We start from the raw sequence: 14460 nt of genomic DNA, 5'->3' as shown, positions 1-14460 counted from the left end.
AGGGGGCGGGCGTGAAAGATACGGATGCTGACTGGGCTATGCTCGGCGAGGGCGAGCCCTTCTACGGGGTGCTCAGCGATCCGCGCTTCCTGCGCGCCAACATCACGCCGGCGGCTCTGGAAGAGTTCTGGCAGACCGGGCGCAATGAGATGCACGGCTATCGGCAACTGATCCAGGCTCATTTCGGCGACTTCTCCGACGCCTCGGCCCTGGACTTTGGATGCGGCGTGGGGCGGCTGACGCGGGCGATGGGCGAGATGTGCCGACAGGCGACGGGCCTCGACATCTCCCCCGGCATGCTGGTCGAGGCGCGTCGCCACGCGCCGGCCAATGTGAACTATGTATCCGCGCTCGGCGACGAGACCTTCGACTGGCTCAACTCGATCATCGTCTTCCAGCACATTCCGCCGCAGCGCGGCTACCGCCTGCTGGACGATCTGCTGGCCCGCGTGAACTCCGGCGGAGCACTCAGCCTGCACGTTACCCTGTTCAAGGACGAGAGCTTCCTGACCCACCTGTGGCCGACCTTGCACCGCGGCCAGTGGGACGGCGATCGCTTCGTTTCATTCGACCACGACCAGGGCGATGTCGGGGGGATGGAGATGTACGACTATGATATGTCGCGCATTATCGAGATGACCTCGCGTCACGGCTTTCACAATCTCATCATCCAGCACACCAACCACGGCGGTTGCCATGGTGTGATCATGTTTGGCCGCAAAGGACGCTAGAAATACATGGCGTTGAGCGTCGCAATTTTGTGGGGCAGCTAGATGGTCAGGTTTGAAACGGCGTCGCCTCAAGGGACGAAGGAAGACGTCGAGCGCGCCTATCGTCAGATCCTCGGGCGAGAGCCGGATGAGGGTGGCCTGCAGCATTGGCTGGGAGAAGTCGGCGCCGGGATGGTGGTCGACGTTCTTAATGGCCACATGATCGCCAGCCAAGAATTCCACAACCGTCCCGACGATGAAAAGCTGACCGCTCTAGCGATCCTGGGCGAGGGGCAGCCGCGGCGCTTTGCGCTGGATCAGGTCGCGTCTGTGACGGCCGCCCTGAACGTCGATGTGTTTCGCAACATCGCCCAGGTCGGCGCCTTCGCCCTGCCCGACGGCTTCGATCTCTGGATTGACCCCCGCAGCGACGACTACCGGGCTCAACAGTTGGCGTTATGGTCGGCCATCACCCAGCGGCCAGCCTATAATCCAGCCGCCGACGAAGACACGCCTGAGATCGTTCACGCAGATGCGATTCACAGGCCGGCCTTCTATTCGACCGGGAACACCTTCGTCGCCGGTGATCACCTGATGGCGCTGGGGCATTTGCTGCGTCAGAGCGGCCTGAAAGCCGGGGACCGGGCCCTGGAGTATGGCGCGGGCTTCGGCCAGATAGCCCTGGCCTTCGCGCGTACGGGCGTCCGGGTGGATACGGTCGACATCAATCCGGCCTTCAGCGCGGCCGTCGCCCAGCTAGGCGAGCGTTACAAGGCGCCCCTGACGTCCCATGTCGGCGCCTTCGGAGACAATCCGGCGGGCGAGGACGGCGCCTATGACCTGATCTATTTCTATGAGAGCTTCCACCACTGTTTCGACTTCCTCGACGTCATTCCGCGGCTGCACAGGATGTTGAAGCCGAGCGGCAAGGTCATGATGGCGGGAGAGCCGATCGCCCAGGGGGCTGTGCCTTGGCTGCCCTATCCGTGGGGCATCCGCCTCGATGGAGAAAATGTCTCGATCATGCGGCAGCGCGGCTGGATGGAGTTGGGCTTCCGTGAAGATTTTCTGGTGTCGATCTTCGAGAAGGAAGGCTTCACTTTCAGAAAATATCCTCTAGACGGCTATCATTACTGCACAATTTATTCGTTCGAGCGCGCGTAAGGCGACGTGAACGGCCTAATTTGATCCGAGGTTTTCTTTGTCCGTCACCTTTGTCCAGACAGCTGACGCTTTCTACTACGCCGAGATGGTCGGAATCACGTCACAGGCGGTCCGAGCTTACGCGCAGAGCCGTAATCTATCGTACGAGATGTTTCTGGGCCTGAAGCATGGCAAGCACCCTTGGCACGCCACCTTCAATCGCGTCTTCATTTTGGACGAGATGCTGCGCCGGGGCGTGACCGGTTGGGTCTGCTACATGGACGCGGACGCTTGGATCGAAGACCAGTCCTTCGATGTAGCTCATTACCTTGAACAGCATGCGGATCGCGCTGCGATCTTCACGACCTCTCTGGCGTCAGATAATTGGTGGGACGTCAATGCTGGCGTCTTTTTCGTCAATTTGTCGCATGACATCGGGGTGCAGTTCGCGCGCGAATGGCATGATCGCTGCCTCGATGCCTGGCCCCGCATTGCTGATGTCGCCAACTTCCCTGCAGGTGGGCCGGATGATCAGTCGATCCTGCATGAAATTCTGGCGGCGTCGGACGACTACAAGGCGGCCATGTGGGTGGAATCGCCAGACCTGATCAATTCGGCGTGGGCGAGCTTCATTCGGCAACACCTGCGGTCCAATTCGCGCGACATGCGGTCGCGTGTGGCTCATATCCGCGCCGAAGTGTCACGGGTGCTTTCCGGCGGGGAGCAGGAAGTTTTGACGCCCTCCGGTTCCAGCGCGCTGGAAGCCGTCACGGGTCTGTACGAAGGCATCCTGGGACGACCGATCGATGGCGGGGCCCAGAATGCCTATGTCGGGACTGTTGCGCGTTGCGGGCTTAGGGACGGCGTGGCGACGATCGCCGACTACATGATCAATAGCGACGAGTTCAGAGCTCGCTACAAAGGCTGATCACTGATCTGGCTGATCGGCTTTCAGATGCTTGTGAATCACCGCCATCTTGGGAATGACGTTACCGTGCGAGAATGGCTGATTGAATACAGTGGCGAAGGCGATGTCCTTGTCCAGTTCACGCAGACCGATCAGCTCTGATGCCGGGAACTCCGGGAAGGAGCCGGTCTTGAACCAGTTGTCGATGACGTCGCAGGTCTTGTGGGTGGCCGGCAGGTCGTCTTCGTAGAAGGGCGACTGCCATTGCAGGTCCTCGATGATGTAGAGTCCGCCCGGGCGCAGGTGCGGGAACAAGACCTTGAACGCCAGTTGCTGGTGGAAGGAGGCGTGCGAGCCATCATCGATGATCAGGTCGAACGGACCTTGTGCCGCCGCTCGCTCCAGATCGGCCTGAATGCCGCTGTCGCCGCGCACAAAGTTGAAGCGCGCGTCATCGACCCAGGAGAAATCGCTGATGTCGAAGCCGCAAATCTGCGCCTTGGGAAAGAAACGCAGCCACATCTCCACTGAAGGAGCGGTGCGCACCACACGATCGGCGTCGCCGCCTACTTCCGGTCCACCAGCCATCAGGCCGATCTCCAGCATCCGCTCCAGACTATGTCGGTGCGGCTGCAACAGCATGTCGTAGATGCGGGTGTAATGGTGGGGGTAGGGGTGCGTCGTACCCTTGTCCGAGCCTGAGGCGTTGGCGAGATCGGTCAGGCTCAAGATCGTGTCGGACATGGGATTTCCGGTAGGTTAGGCAGACAACAGGAGTGAAGAGGCCAGCGGCCGGTGGCGGTCTTAGGTGTCATATAGGTTGTCGAGCTGGTCCAGCGTCATGGCTTCCATGAAGTCCGTCCGCGACAGGAGGTCGCTCTCCTCGCAGATCATGAATCCGACGAGGCCCAGGCCGCTCTTTCGGACATCGACGCCCTTGGTGCCGATGGCGAAGTCGTCGAACTTGTCGCCCTTCAGACTGATGGTCAACTCGCCGGAAGTGAATGCGTCGGGCTGGACGCGGAGCGCGACCCAGCGGGTTTCCTGCGGTTCCAGCGTTCCGGATTGCGCGACCATGCCCCCGAAGGCGACGGTGTAGGGCTGCTCGTCTTCTGTCAGGCCGCGCAGACCGAGGTAGAGCCGCATCGGCTGGTCGCCGGTCAGCCGGAGGGTCAGTTGTCCGCCCTGGGGCTTGGTCCAGTTGCCCCAGTCGTCGGGGAACCACCAGCCCTGACCACTGCGGAACCGCTCGGCGGATTCCATGGCGCGGTGGATGGCCAGGGCGTCGACGCGTCGCATCGAATAGTAGCGTCCCGGCGTCGGGGCATGGGCGGCGGGCAGGGCGTCGGCCTGACCCGCGGGGAACCAGGTCAGCATCCGGTCGCCGATCTCGACGCCCAGGTCGCGCCAGGGACGCGGCTTGAAATGCTCGACGATGTTCCGCTCGCGCGATTGCCGATAGGGCAGGTCCAGCATCAGGCGTTCCAGCCGGGCGACGAACTCGGCCTGGTCGCCGACGCGGAAATAGTCGGCGAAATCGCCGCCCGCTTCCGGCAGGGACGAGGCGTCGGACAGCAGGGCCGCCTTGCCGTAGCAGAAGGACTCCGTGACCGGCAGGCCCCAGCCCTCATAGGTGCTGGGATAGAGGGTGAAGGCGCTGGCCCGATACAGGTTGGCCAGGTCAGGATCCGATACGCCTGAAACGATCATCACCTTGGCGCCGAGCTCGCGGTTCGTCTCCAGCTTGGAGAAGACGGCGTCGTTCAGCCAGCCGCGATTGCCGACGCAGACCAGGCGCGGAACCTTGGCGGCGCCATGCTTCTGGATCAGCTCCAGCCAGGCCTTGAAGGCGTTCAGGTGGTTCTTGCGCGACTCGATGGTCGAGACGAACAGGACGTAGCCGCCCTCGGACAGGCCGTAACGGGCCAGGGTCTGCGTCACGGGCACGCTGATGGACGGCTTGCGGAAGTCGGCGTCGAGGCGGACCACGTGAACGTTCGCCGGGTCGACGGCGTGACCCAGCTGATCGGCGACGGCCAGCAGATCGCGCTTGGAGGCTTCGGAGTTGGTCAGGAAGTGGTCGGCGTGGGCGAAGACGCCGAGAGCCCAGCTGATGAAGTCCTGGGTCAGTTCCTTGACGCAGTGCTCGGGCGTCATGATCGGGATCATGTCGTGGACGAACGGCACATAGTGGATGCCGTAGAGGGCCTTGGCCTTGCGGATGTGCAGGAAGTAGTTCTGCAGCCACCAGGAGGTCCCCAGATTGACCAGGCAGGCGCCGCGTCGGAAGGCGAACTCCGGCGAGAGGTCGGTGAGCGCCTTCAGGCCCTTGACCGCGGTCCTCCACGTGGCGTCCTGAACGTCGCCGCTTTCCAGCGACAGGGCGCACAGGCGCAGGAAGAGGTCGCGCGGCACCTCGACCCACAGGTCGCGTTCCTTGGAGAAGGTGCAGACGGCGACATCCAGACCAGCGCGCGGGCTGTTCAGCAGGCCGGAGATCACCTCGATCTGCACGCGCTGGATCCCGGTGGGCAGGCGGGCCACATTGAAGTAGCCGGCCAGGTCCGAGATGTCGAAGACGAGGTGGAGCCCGGCGTTCTGGACTGCTTCAGGGGACATTTGCGGCGCCAGCTTCTCGGCGGCGGCGACCCCGCCCATCAGGGCCTGGATCAGGGCGGCGTTTTCCTCGCGGATGGCCGGAGCAAGTCGAGCGAGCGCGGCGTCGAGCTGTTGCGCCACCAATTCCATGGTCACGGGCTGGGGCTCGGCCAAGGCGGTCAGGCCGGCGCGGCCGGCCACGGCCTGGGCGCGCGCCAGATCCATCTTCACGCCTTGCGCCGACAACTGCATCAGGGCGTCGACGGGATAGGAGAGGGTCGGGTCCAGCTCAGCGGCGTCGAGGAAGTAGGCGGCGGCTTCTTCCAGGCGTTGCTGCAGGCGGCGCAGATGCCCCATCTGCATGTGTGTGTCGGCGACCTTGGGGGCCAGGCGCATTGACGTCAGATAGGCGGCTTCCGCGCCCGGAAGATCGCCGGATTCTTTCTTGGCGTGGCCCAGCTGAACCCAGACGTCAGCGCGTTCGGGCTTGATCTTCAGCGCGCGGCTGTAGGCCTCCGCGGCGCCGAGCCAATTGCGCGTGTCGCGAGCCTGGTCCCCCGCCCTGATCAGCGGTTGAGCCTTGGGCTTGCGAAAGAGGGCCTTGGGCGACAGGCTCATGGAAGGTCCGATTGGCTAAGGTCTGGTCCTGGCGCCAAGGGAGGCGCGCGATCCGGCGGTTTCAAGGTCGGTGTGCGGCAGAAGGAGGTTCCCGCTGAAGCCGTGCCGATGCTAAGCGGGGCGCTTCGCGGGAACAAGGCGTCAGACGATGGAGAGCGAGATTCAGCAAGACCAATCCGGCGCGGTGACACGTGAGGACATCGAAGGGCTGTACGGTCTGGCGCTGGGGCGCCCCGCCGACCCGGCCGCCATCGAAGGTTTCATGGCGCACGAGCTGCCCTTCCTGCTGAGCGTGTTCTTCGAAGGCCCCGAGTTCCGCGATCGGGTTCTGATCCCGCTTTCCGAGCGTCGCCCTCCGGACACCGACTTCTACGCCGGGGACGTGCCGGAACAGGTGCGGAGCTGGGGACGCGCGCGCATGCCGGTCTCGGCGGAAACCGCCCTGGTTATCGAAAGGGCGGACTATTGGCCGACGCTCTATCTTGCCATTTTCGCCGATCCGGTGTTCCAGGAAGTCGTCGGCCTGAGCTCCACGCGCCCCTTCTGGCCCGAGGCCTGGGACGGTTTGAACTACCTGGTCGAGAACGCGGCCCAGTTCCGACGTCAGGCGCAGATCGAGAACATCGGCTGGGACTGGGTCGAGGGGTGGGCGATGGATCGCGGCGCGCCCGATCAGCCCTTGAGGATCGAAGTCTGGATCGACGGACGCTTCGTCTCGGCCGGCGAGGGCGATCTGGTTCGGCGAGAGCTGCAGGACCGGTTCGGCGGCGAAGGGCGGGCCGGGTTCCGTCTGCCTGTCGGCGATCGGCTGGCGGCGGGCGGGCGCTTTGTCGAGATACGCGACGCCGAGACGGGGCGACGCCTGACGGCGGGCGAGCACGCCGCCCCCCCGTCCAGCCCGGAATCCTATGACGCCCTGACGCTTGAACTACGCAGTCTGCGGGAGGCGCTGGACCGGATTCAGAACACCCTTCCGCAGGTGGTCACCCGATTGAGCTATCCGCTGCAGGATTACGCCGGCTACGCCGAAACCTATGGGCGCACGACCGATGCCGGCCCGCTGGCAAGCGGCCAGAGCGCGCATGTTCTTGTGCGTCTTCATGCCGATGGAGCCGACGCCTTCGAGGTCGAGGACGCTGTCATGGCGGTCCTGGCCCAGACTCATGACGACTGGATGCTGGAGGTGCGCGGCCTGGATGAACACGGTCTTCAACATCTGAATTCGCTGCGCACGCGCCTGGCCTGGACGGGACGGCCGGTCGATCGGATCGCGGCCTTCGACCCTGACGCTCCGGCGACGCCTTTCGACCTCTGTCTGAGCCTGCCGGCGAGCGGCGTTCTGGCGCCCGAAGCGCTTTCGGTTTTCGCGGGCGTCTTCGCCGATCCCGAGGTGGCGGCGGTCTATGCGGACGCCGATCATCTCGAGGAAGGGGGTGAGGCGACCACTGCCCGTCGGCACACGCCGCAGTTGCGACCGGCCTTCGATCTCGACCTTCTGTGCCAGACGCCCTACGTCGGCGCCTGCGTCGCCTTCCGGCACGGCGAAGACGCGCCGTCGAGCCGTGGCGACGAGGCCGCGGCGGTCCTGCGCCTTGCGCTGGAGGGCAAGCGGATCGGTCAGGCGTCCGCGATCCTGTTCTCGAGCCGCCAGTCGGCGCCGACCGACGGCGCATGGGTCGAAACGGTCCGCGCCGCGCTCGCGTCCGATCCGTCCGTCTCGGTCCTCGCGGCCGATGATCCGTTCGGCGCGACCGTTGCCGGGGCCGCGCGGATCAAGCGCCGGCCGACCAGCAAGACGGTCAGCGTGATCGTCCCCACGCGCAACGCGCTGGACCTGCTCAAGCCCTGTCTGGACAGCGTCCTGGCCGCCGCTGCCGAAAATCAGACCGGGCTGGATCTGATCGTCATCGACCACGAGAGCGACGATCCGGCGACCCGGGCCTATCTGGCCGAACTGAGCGCCGGGGGCCTGGCGCGCATTGTCCGCTACGAAGGCCGCTTCAACTTCGCCCTGATGAACAATCTGGCGGTGGAGCAGGCGCGCGGCGAGGTCCTGGTCTTCCTCAACAACGACACGGTGGTGATCAGTCGCGACTGGCAGGACGAGATGGCCGCTCAGGCCGAGCGGCCGGATGTGGCCTGCGTCGGCGCGCGTCTGCTCTACGCCGACGGCACGATCCAGCACGCGGGCTTCGTGGCGCGCGAGCGCGAGGCCAACTTCCTGATCCACGACGGGGTCGGGGCGGCCTCCAGCGATCCCGGCTACCTGGGGCGTCACGCCCTGTTGCGCCGGACGGTGGCCGTGACCGGCGCTTGCCTGGCGATCGAGGCGAAAAAGTTCAAGGCGCTCGGCGGGTTCGACGCCGCCCACTTCCCCGTCGAGGGCAATGATGTGGACCTGTGCATGCGGGCCCAGAGCCAGGGTCTGAAGGTGCTCTACGACCCCCATGTCGCCCTCTATCATCTGGAGTCCAAGACGCGTGGCTTCAGCCGCGACGGCGAGAAGCTGAAGGTGGCCGAAGCCTCGGGCCGGCTTCTGTGGAGCCGCTGGGGCGCCCAGTTCGGCGCCGATCCCTTCTACAATCGGCGTTTCGACCGCGAGGCGCGGCCCTTCACCCGACTTCGGCCTCTGCCGTGAGCTCCGACGCGGGTCGGGTGCTGATCACCGGCGGGCGGGGCCGTCTGGCGCGCGCCCTCATGCAGGCGGCCTGGCCGCAGGGCTGGCGTCCGGTCGCGGTCGGTCGCGCCGAGTTGGACATCACGAATGTCGAGGCGGTCATGGCTTGGGTTGAGGCGCATCGCCCCGCCCTGATCGTCAACGCCGCCGCCTTCACCGGGGTCGATCTGGCCGAGAGCGAAGGGGAGGCCGCCTTCGCGGTCAATGCGGCGGGGGCGGGCCGTCTGGCCGAGGCCGCCGCCGAGACGGGCGCCGATCTGATCCATGTCTCGACCGACTTCGTCTTCGACGGTCGGCTGGGCCGTCCCTATATCGAGGCGGACGCGGCCGCGCCTCTGAACCTCTATGGGGCCAGCAAGCTGGAGGGCGAACGACAGGTGCTCGACCAGCACCCGCAGGCCCTGGTGCTGCGCACCGCCTGGCTTCTGGGCGGGCAGGGTGGCTCCTTCGTCGACGCCATCCTGAAGCGCGCGGCCACGGGGCAGGATCTGCGCGTCGTCGCCGACCAGACCGGCAGCCCCACCGACGTGAACGATCTGGCGCGGGCCATCGTCGTCGCGGCTGAATGGCTGACGCGGGGGGCGGCGCCGCAGCGGCTCTATCATGTGGCGGGCGCGGAAGCGGCGACCTGGCATGAGATCGCCGAGGCGGCGGTTGAAGCCTGGGCGCGTCTGGGCGGCCAGACGCCGCCGCACGTGGCGGCCATCGCGACATCCGAATGGCCCTGTGCGGCGCGACGTCCTCAGGATTCCCGGCTTGATAGCGCCGCCTTCGCGCGCGACTTTGGAATGGTCCTGCCGGGCTGGCGGGAGCGGATCGCCGACTGGGCGGCGCAGAGCGCGGGGGCGAACAAATGAAGGGGATCATTCTGGCGGGCGGCACGGGCTCGCGCCTGCACCCCATGACCATCGCTGTCTCCAAGCAGTTGATGCCGGTCTATGACAAGCCGCTGATCTACTACCCGCTGACCACCCTGATGCTGGCCGGGGTGCGCGACATCCTGCTGATCACGACGCCGCATGACCGGCCCGCCTTCGAGTCCCTGCTGGGCGACGGCGGCCAGTGGGGCGTCTCGATCACCTATGCCGAGCAGGCCCGGCCCGAGGGTCTGGCCCAGGCCTATGTCATCGGGGCGGATTTCGTCGCGGGCGGGCCGTCGGCCCTGATCCTGGGCGACAACATCTTCTACGGCCACGGCGCGACCGACCTGTTCGCAGCCGCCTTCGCACGGCCTTCTGGCGCGACCGTCTTCGCCTATCACGTCAATGATCCGGGCCGTTACGGCGTGGTCGAGTTCGACGCGGAGGGGCAGGCGCGCTCGCTTGAGGAAAAGCCGGCGCAGCCTCGCTCCAACTGGGCCGTGACCGGCCTCTATGTCTATGACGAGCAGGTGGTCGACATCGCCGCGAACCTGAGGCCCTCGGCGCGGGGCGAGCTGGAGATCACCGACGTCAACCGCGCCTATCTGGAGCGCGGACAGCTGTCGGTCGAGCGCATGGGGCGGGGCTACGCCTGGCTGGACACCGGCGCCCCCGACAGCCTGATCGACGCGGCCCAGTTCGTGCGCACCCTGGAGCAGCGCCAGGGCGTCAAGATCGCCTGTCCCGAAGAGATCGCCTGGCGTCAGGGCTTCATCGACGCCGGCCAGTTGGAGCGGCTGGCGACGACGATGGGGGGCAATGACTACGGCCGCTATCTGCGCGGCCTGGTCGAGGGCGGGCTCTAGGTCCGCCCCCCGCAAGTCTCAGGGCCGTTCCAGCGGCGGCACGGCCAGGCGCGCCAGCTCGTCTTCCGACGGCAGGACATCGGCCGAGCGCGCCAGCACGAACCAGCTCAGGCCTCCGCCATGCGGCCAGGGGCAGAAGCGCACCGCCAGGCCGGCCTCGGCGGCCAGGCGCTCTACACGCGCCTGTGCGAAGGGCACGCATTCCGGATAGACCCAGCCGCAGGTCTCCGGCGCCAACTCCGCCGTCTCTTCGCCGATCAGCCAGTTGGCGACGATCAGGCCGGTGTCGTTCAGCGATCCGGCGAAGGAATGCAGCGCCTTGCGCGTCGCCTCGTCGCCGGTGTGCGAGAAGATGGACTGGGCGACGATGAAGTCGAAGCGCTCGCCGAAAACATCGGTGCGATAGTCGGTGTTGTAATCGAAGCGGGGGCGCTTGACCTCCTGGACCTCGCGGCCGATCTCGCGCGCCAGGCCGTCGGCGATCAGCCAGGCCTCGGGCTCCACGCCGAAATACTTGCCGGCGGCGAGATAGGGGATGGCCATCCGTCCCAGCCGCAGCGATCCGCAGCCGAAGTCCAGCAGCTTGTGATGCTCGCGCAGCCCCAGCAGGAACAGCAGCGAGAACTGCGATCCGCCCAGCAGGTCGTAGCGATAGGCCGGACCGACGAAGCTGCGATAGTGGCCGGCGCCGGCTGACAGTTCCAGGGCCTGCTCATTGCTGAAGTCGCGCACGTTCATCGGTTTTCCATCTCCGGCCGGGCCGTTGCTGTTTTCAACGGCTGCCTTAGCGGGTAACGGCTGGGATGCAAACGACGTGAGGGGAGCGATCGAATGGACTGGACCGCAGGCTATGTGGCCGACATCGGCTATAGCAGCCAGTATTATCCGGAACTCAATCCGGCTCGTCTGCCGATAGCCCTGCTGAACGCCGGCTACGCCCCGCCGCGTATCCGCACCGCATGCGAACTGGGTTTCGGTCAGGGTGTTTCGGTCAATATGCACGCGGCGGCCCAGCCGAACGTCGAATGGTACGGCAATGACTTTAACCCGTCGCACGCGGCCTTCGCTGCAGGTCTGGCCGAGGCGGCGGGCTCCAAGGCGCAACTGACCGACGAAAGCTTCGCCGAGTTCTTCGCCCGCGACGATCTTCCCGATTTCGACTACATCGGCCTGCATGGCGTCTGGAGTTGGATCTCGGACGAGAACCGCGCCCTGATCGTCGACTTCATCCGCCGCAAGCTGCGCGTCGGTGGCGTGGTCTATATCAGCTACAATACTCTGCCGGGATGGGCCGCTGCCATGCCGTTGCGGCAACTTATGGCGGAGCACGCCACCACCTTGTCGGCACCGGGCCTGGCTACTGAGGACAAGGTTGAAGCGGCGCTTGCTCACGTCGAGGCGCTTTTGGCCGTAGAACCTGCCTATCTGGCGTCCAATCCTCAGGTCGCTCAGCGCTTCGCCCAGATGAAGGGGCTCGACCGTCGCTATCTAGCGCATGAGTACTTTAACCGCGACTGGAAGCCGATGTATTTCAGTGAGGTCGCGGACATGCTGTCAGCTGCCAAGCTCAGCTTCGCCTGTTCGGCCAACTATAGTGACATGCTGGATGAAATCTGGATGACGCCGGAACAGAAGGCGCTGATCGACGCCGCGCCGACTGACCTTCTCACCCAGGGGGTGCGCGACTTCATCGTCAATCAGCAGTTTCGCAAGGATATCTGGATCAAGGGGGGCGAGACGCCGTCCCCTCGAAGCCGGATGCAGATGTTGACAGAGCAGCGGATCGCCCTGGTCGCGCCGGTCGAAAGCGTCACGATGGCGATCGAACTGAATGGACGTCAGATCACGCTACAGGAAGAGGTCTATAGGCCGATTCTGGATATTCTGTCGGACCACCGACCTCACACCATCGGTGAAATTCAAGCGGCGGTGACGCCGGTCGGTGTCGCTCCCCTCCAGGTTCTTCAGGCGGTGATCGTCCTGTTGGCGGCGAACTTTATAGCTGCAGCTCAAACCTCGGCCACGGAGGAGGCGGCTAGGGCGGGCGCTGCACGCATGAACGCGGCGATTCTGGCGCGGGTACGTCAGGGCGAGGAATTGCCCTATGCGGCCTCCGCCGTGGTGGGGGGGGCTATCATTATGGACCGGGTGACCCAACTGATCGCGGATGCTGTCGAGCGCGGGGCGGTAGCGGCAGAGGCTGTGGCCGAGGAGGTTTGGTCGATTTTAAACGCTGAAGGGCGAGTGGTTCTGAAAGATGGTCAGGCGATTGAAACAATAGAAGGCAATAAGGCAGAGCTTTATGCGAGGGCGGAAGTCTTCCTTAAGGAAAAATCGCCCCTTTTACAGGCTGTCGGAGCGACGTTCGCCATCTCTTCGCCCAAAGCGCGCCACAAAAAGTGAACAAAGCTTTACCTTTCGGTTGCAAATGCGCAACAAAGGTTTTGGAAATCGTCGATTCGACCTCTTCCACAAACCTCATGCAATTCAAACCTCGCGTGGTAGTTGACTACGCCCTCTTCGCCGTTCAATAAGCGATGGTCTGAGGAGCAGGCGGGCAGCGTAATGCGGTCAGCTGATTTCGCCTCTTGACTGCAATCTGGCTGTTTTTGGACCTTTTGGGGGATCCCATGAAGAAACAAACCCTGCTCGGCGCTGCTGCGCTGACGACTCTCGCGGTGGCTGGTGCCGCCAACGCTGGCACGCTCACCAACGCTCCCGCTCTGACTGGTGCAACCGTAAAGGCAAACCATGTCGTCGCTTCGGAAGTGACGCTGGACTCGACCTCGTCCAAAGGTAAGGTCGGCCTGGCCCTGACGCCTTCGACTGGCGGCATCCTGCCCTCGGGCAACGCTATCCTGACGGTGACGCTCACCGGCGGCGCCAAGTTTGGCGATGCCGTGACGGCCGCTGCTGTGATCAAGAACACCGGCGCTTGCGCTCCGACGGCCGTCGTGTCGTCGGGCGGCGGCGCCAGCACCAGCAGCGTCACCTTCCTGGTTTCGGAATTGGGCGGTTGCACGAACACTGCCCCGCTGAACCTGCTGATCCCGGTCCAGCTGACCTCGACCTCGGCCGTTAACGTCGAAACCAATCTGACGACGGAAGCCGGCACGGCGATCGACGGCGGCAAGGCTTCGACCTTCGTCGCCGCCACCAGCACCGTTCCCGCCAAGAACCTGATTTCGTTCGCCAAGGCTTTCGACGTCGAGTTCGAAGCTGATGACGTGTTGACGGCTGCCAAGCTGAGCGACGGCTTCAAGTCGTTCGTTGGCGATACGGCCCTCGGCACCGCCGAGGTCGTGGCTACGGGTGCTTATAACGGCATTCACGCCGCCGCCGCAGCGTCGTCCGCCACGGACGTCGTGAGCGTTAAGTTCACGGTTAAGGGCGACCTGTCGACTGTCGACGTTCTGGTCGATGGCGATGCTGTCAACTCGTCGGGCGTGGTGTCCTTCACCGACGCTACGAACGGCGTTGCTGGCACCTATGACATCGAGGCTGCTATCAAGGCGCCGGTCGCACCGCAAACTGCTCCGTACGCCATCAAGGGTTCGGCCTACACTGTCCAGGCCGATCTGACTCTGGCTTCGGGTTACACGGCTCCGGGTACTTTCGGCCCGGCCGCGATCCAGTCGATCACCCGCGAAGGTTCGTCCTACCTGCTGCCGTGGGTTGCTTCGGGCACCCTGTCGACCACTTCGACCAGCAACACCGTCGTCCGCATCGCCAACACCGGCGCTGCCACCGGCGCTGTCTCGGTCGAACTGCTGACCAGCTCGACGGGCGTTCCCGCCAGCACCGGCCTGGTGCCGGTCGCCGCCTCGATCGCCAAGGGCGGTGAGTTGGTCCTGACCTCGGCCTCGCTCCAGACGGCTCTGGGCGCCGACTTCGGCCGCGGCGACATCCGCGTCACCGTCGAAGGTCAGCCGCAGAACCTGATCGTCCGTCGCTTCGTCCAGAGCACCGTCAACGGCGCTCTGTCGGAAGTCTCGCTGGGCCGTACGGCTGGCACGGGCAACTCCGAGCCGGTCAACTAAGACCGACTGATCTACTCAGACAGGGAAGGGGAGGGCTCACG

General features: G+C 64.9%; 11 protein-coding genes. 8 read left to right on the top strand and 3 right to left on the bottom strand.

Features of this window, described 5'->3' with window-relative positions; translation table 11 throughout:
- The first annotated feature begins 11 nt into the window (after positions 1–11).
- The 3 genes from ACI2KI_RS14460 to ACI2KI_RS14450 are packed head-to-tail and all read left to right on the top strand — an operon-like array spanning position 12 to position 2781.
- Positions 12–731, top strand: a complete 720-nt coding sequence (locus ACI2KI_RS14460; RefSeq protein ID WP_404621171.1) for a class I SAM-dependent methyltransferase — start codon at positions 12–14, stop codon at positions 729–731.
- A 42-nt stretch (positions 732–773) separates the two neighbouring features.
- The gene (locus tag ACI2KI_RS14455; RefSeq protein ID WP_404621169.1) at positions 774–1874 is read left to right on the top strand and encodes a methyltransferase domain-containing protein; all 1101 of its coding nucleotides are present in this window, start codon (positions 774–776) and stop codon (positions 1872–1874) included.
- A 37-nt stretch (positions 1875–1911) separates the two neighbouring features.
- The gene (locus tag ACI2KI_RS14450) at positions 1912–2781 is read left to right on the top strand and encodes a hypothetical protein (protein ID WP_404621167.1); all 870 of its coding nucleotides are present in this window, start codon (positions 1912–1914) and stop codon (positions 2779–2781) included.
- On the opposite strand, the gene ACI2KI_RS14445 is transcribed toward ACI2KI_RS14450, so the two are convergent.
- Complete coding sequence (locus tag ACI2KI_RS14445) at positions 2782–3504, bottom strand: hypothetical protein (protein ID WP_404621165.1); 723 nt, start codon at positions 3502–3504, stop codon at positions 2782–2784.
- 60 nt (positions 3505–3564) lie between these two features.
- On the bottom strand, positions 3565–5976 hold the full coding sequence (locus ACI2KI_RS14440) for a glycosyltransferase (protein WP_404621163.1): 2412 nt from the start codon (positions 5974–5976) through the stop codon (positions 3565–3567).
- Between the two features lie 148 nt (positions 5977–6124).
- On the opposite strand from ACI2KI_RS14440, the gene ACI2KI_RS14435 reads away from it, so the two are divergent.
- Genes ACI2KI_RS14435 through rfbA form a run of 3 tightly spaced genes read left to right on the top strand, consistent with a single transcriptional unit; the run spans position 6125 to position 10379 of the window.
- Complete coding sequence (locus ACI2KI_RS14435) at positions 6125–8614, top strand: glycosyltransferase family 2 protein (RefSeq protein WP_404621161.1); 2490 nt, start codon at positions 6125–6127, stop codon at positions 8612–8614.
- Complete coding sequence (gene rfbD / locus ACI2KI_RS14430; RefSeq protein ID WP_404621159.1) at positions 8611–9510, top strand: dTDP-4-dehydrorhamnose reductase; 900 nt, start codon at positions 8611–8613, stop codon at positions 9508–9510. The genes ACI2KI_RS14435 and rfbD overlap by 4 nt, the downstream gene beginning before the upstream one ends.
- Positions 9507–10379, top strand: a complete 873-nt coding sequence (rfbA, locus tag ACI2KI_RS14425; RefSeq protein WP_404621157.1) for a glucose-1-phosphate thymidylyltransferase RfbA — start codon at positions 9507–9509, stop codon at positions 10377–10379. Before rfbD ends, rfbA begins: the two co-directional genes overlap by 4 nt.
- 18 nt (positions 10380–10397) lie before the next feature.
- Here rfbA and ACI2KI_RS14420 read toward each other — a convergent pair whose 3' ends face one another.
- Positions 10398–11117: an SAM-dependent methyltransferase gene (locus tag ACI2KI_RS14420; RefSeq protein ID WP_404621155.1), complete on the bottom strand. Its 720-nt coding sequence runs from the start codon at positions 11115–11117 to the stop codon at positions 10398–10400.
- A 93-nt stretch (positions 11118–11210) separates the two neighbouring features.
- Between ACI2KI_RS14420 and ACI2KI_RS14415 the strand changes: the two genes are divergently transcribed.
- Both ACI2KI_RS14415 and ACI2KI_RS14410 read left to right on the top strand, forming a co-directional pair.
- Complete coding sequence (locus ACI2KI_RS14415; protein WP_404621153.1) at positions 11211–12782, top strand: class I SAM-dependent methyltransferase; 1572 nt, start codon at positions 11211–11213, stop codon at positions 12780–12782.
- Between the two features lie 227 nt (positions 12783–13009).
- A complete protein-coding gene (locus ACI2KI_RS14410) occupies positions 13010–14419 on the top strand; it encodes a hypothetical protein (protein WP_404621151.1) in 1410 nt (469 codons plus the stop codon).
- The last annotated feature ends 41 nt before the right edge of the window (positions 14420–14460 follow it).

Origin of the sequence: Brevundimonas sp. NPDC046655, from assembly GCF_044901625.1 — a bacterium.
GTDB lineage: Bacteria > Pseudomonadota > Alphaproteobacteria > Caulobacterales > Caulobacteraceae > Brevundimonas.
This window is presented reverse-complemented; position numbering and strand designations above follow the sequence as displayed.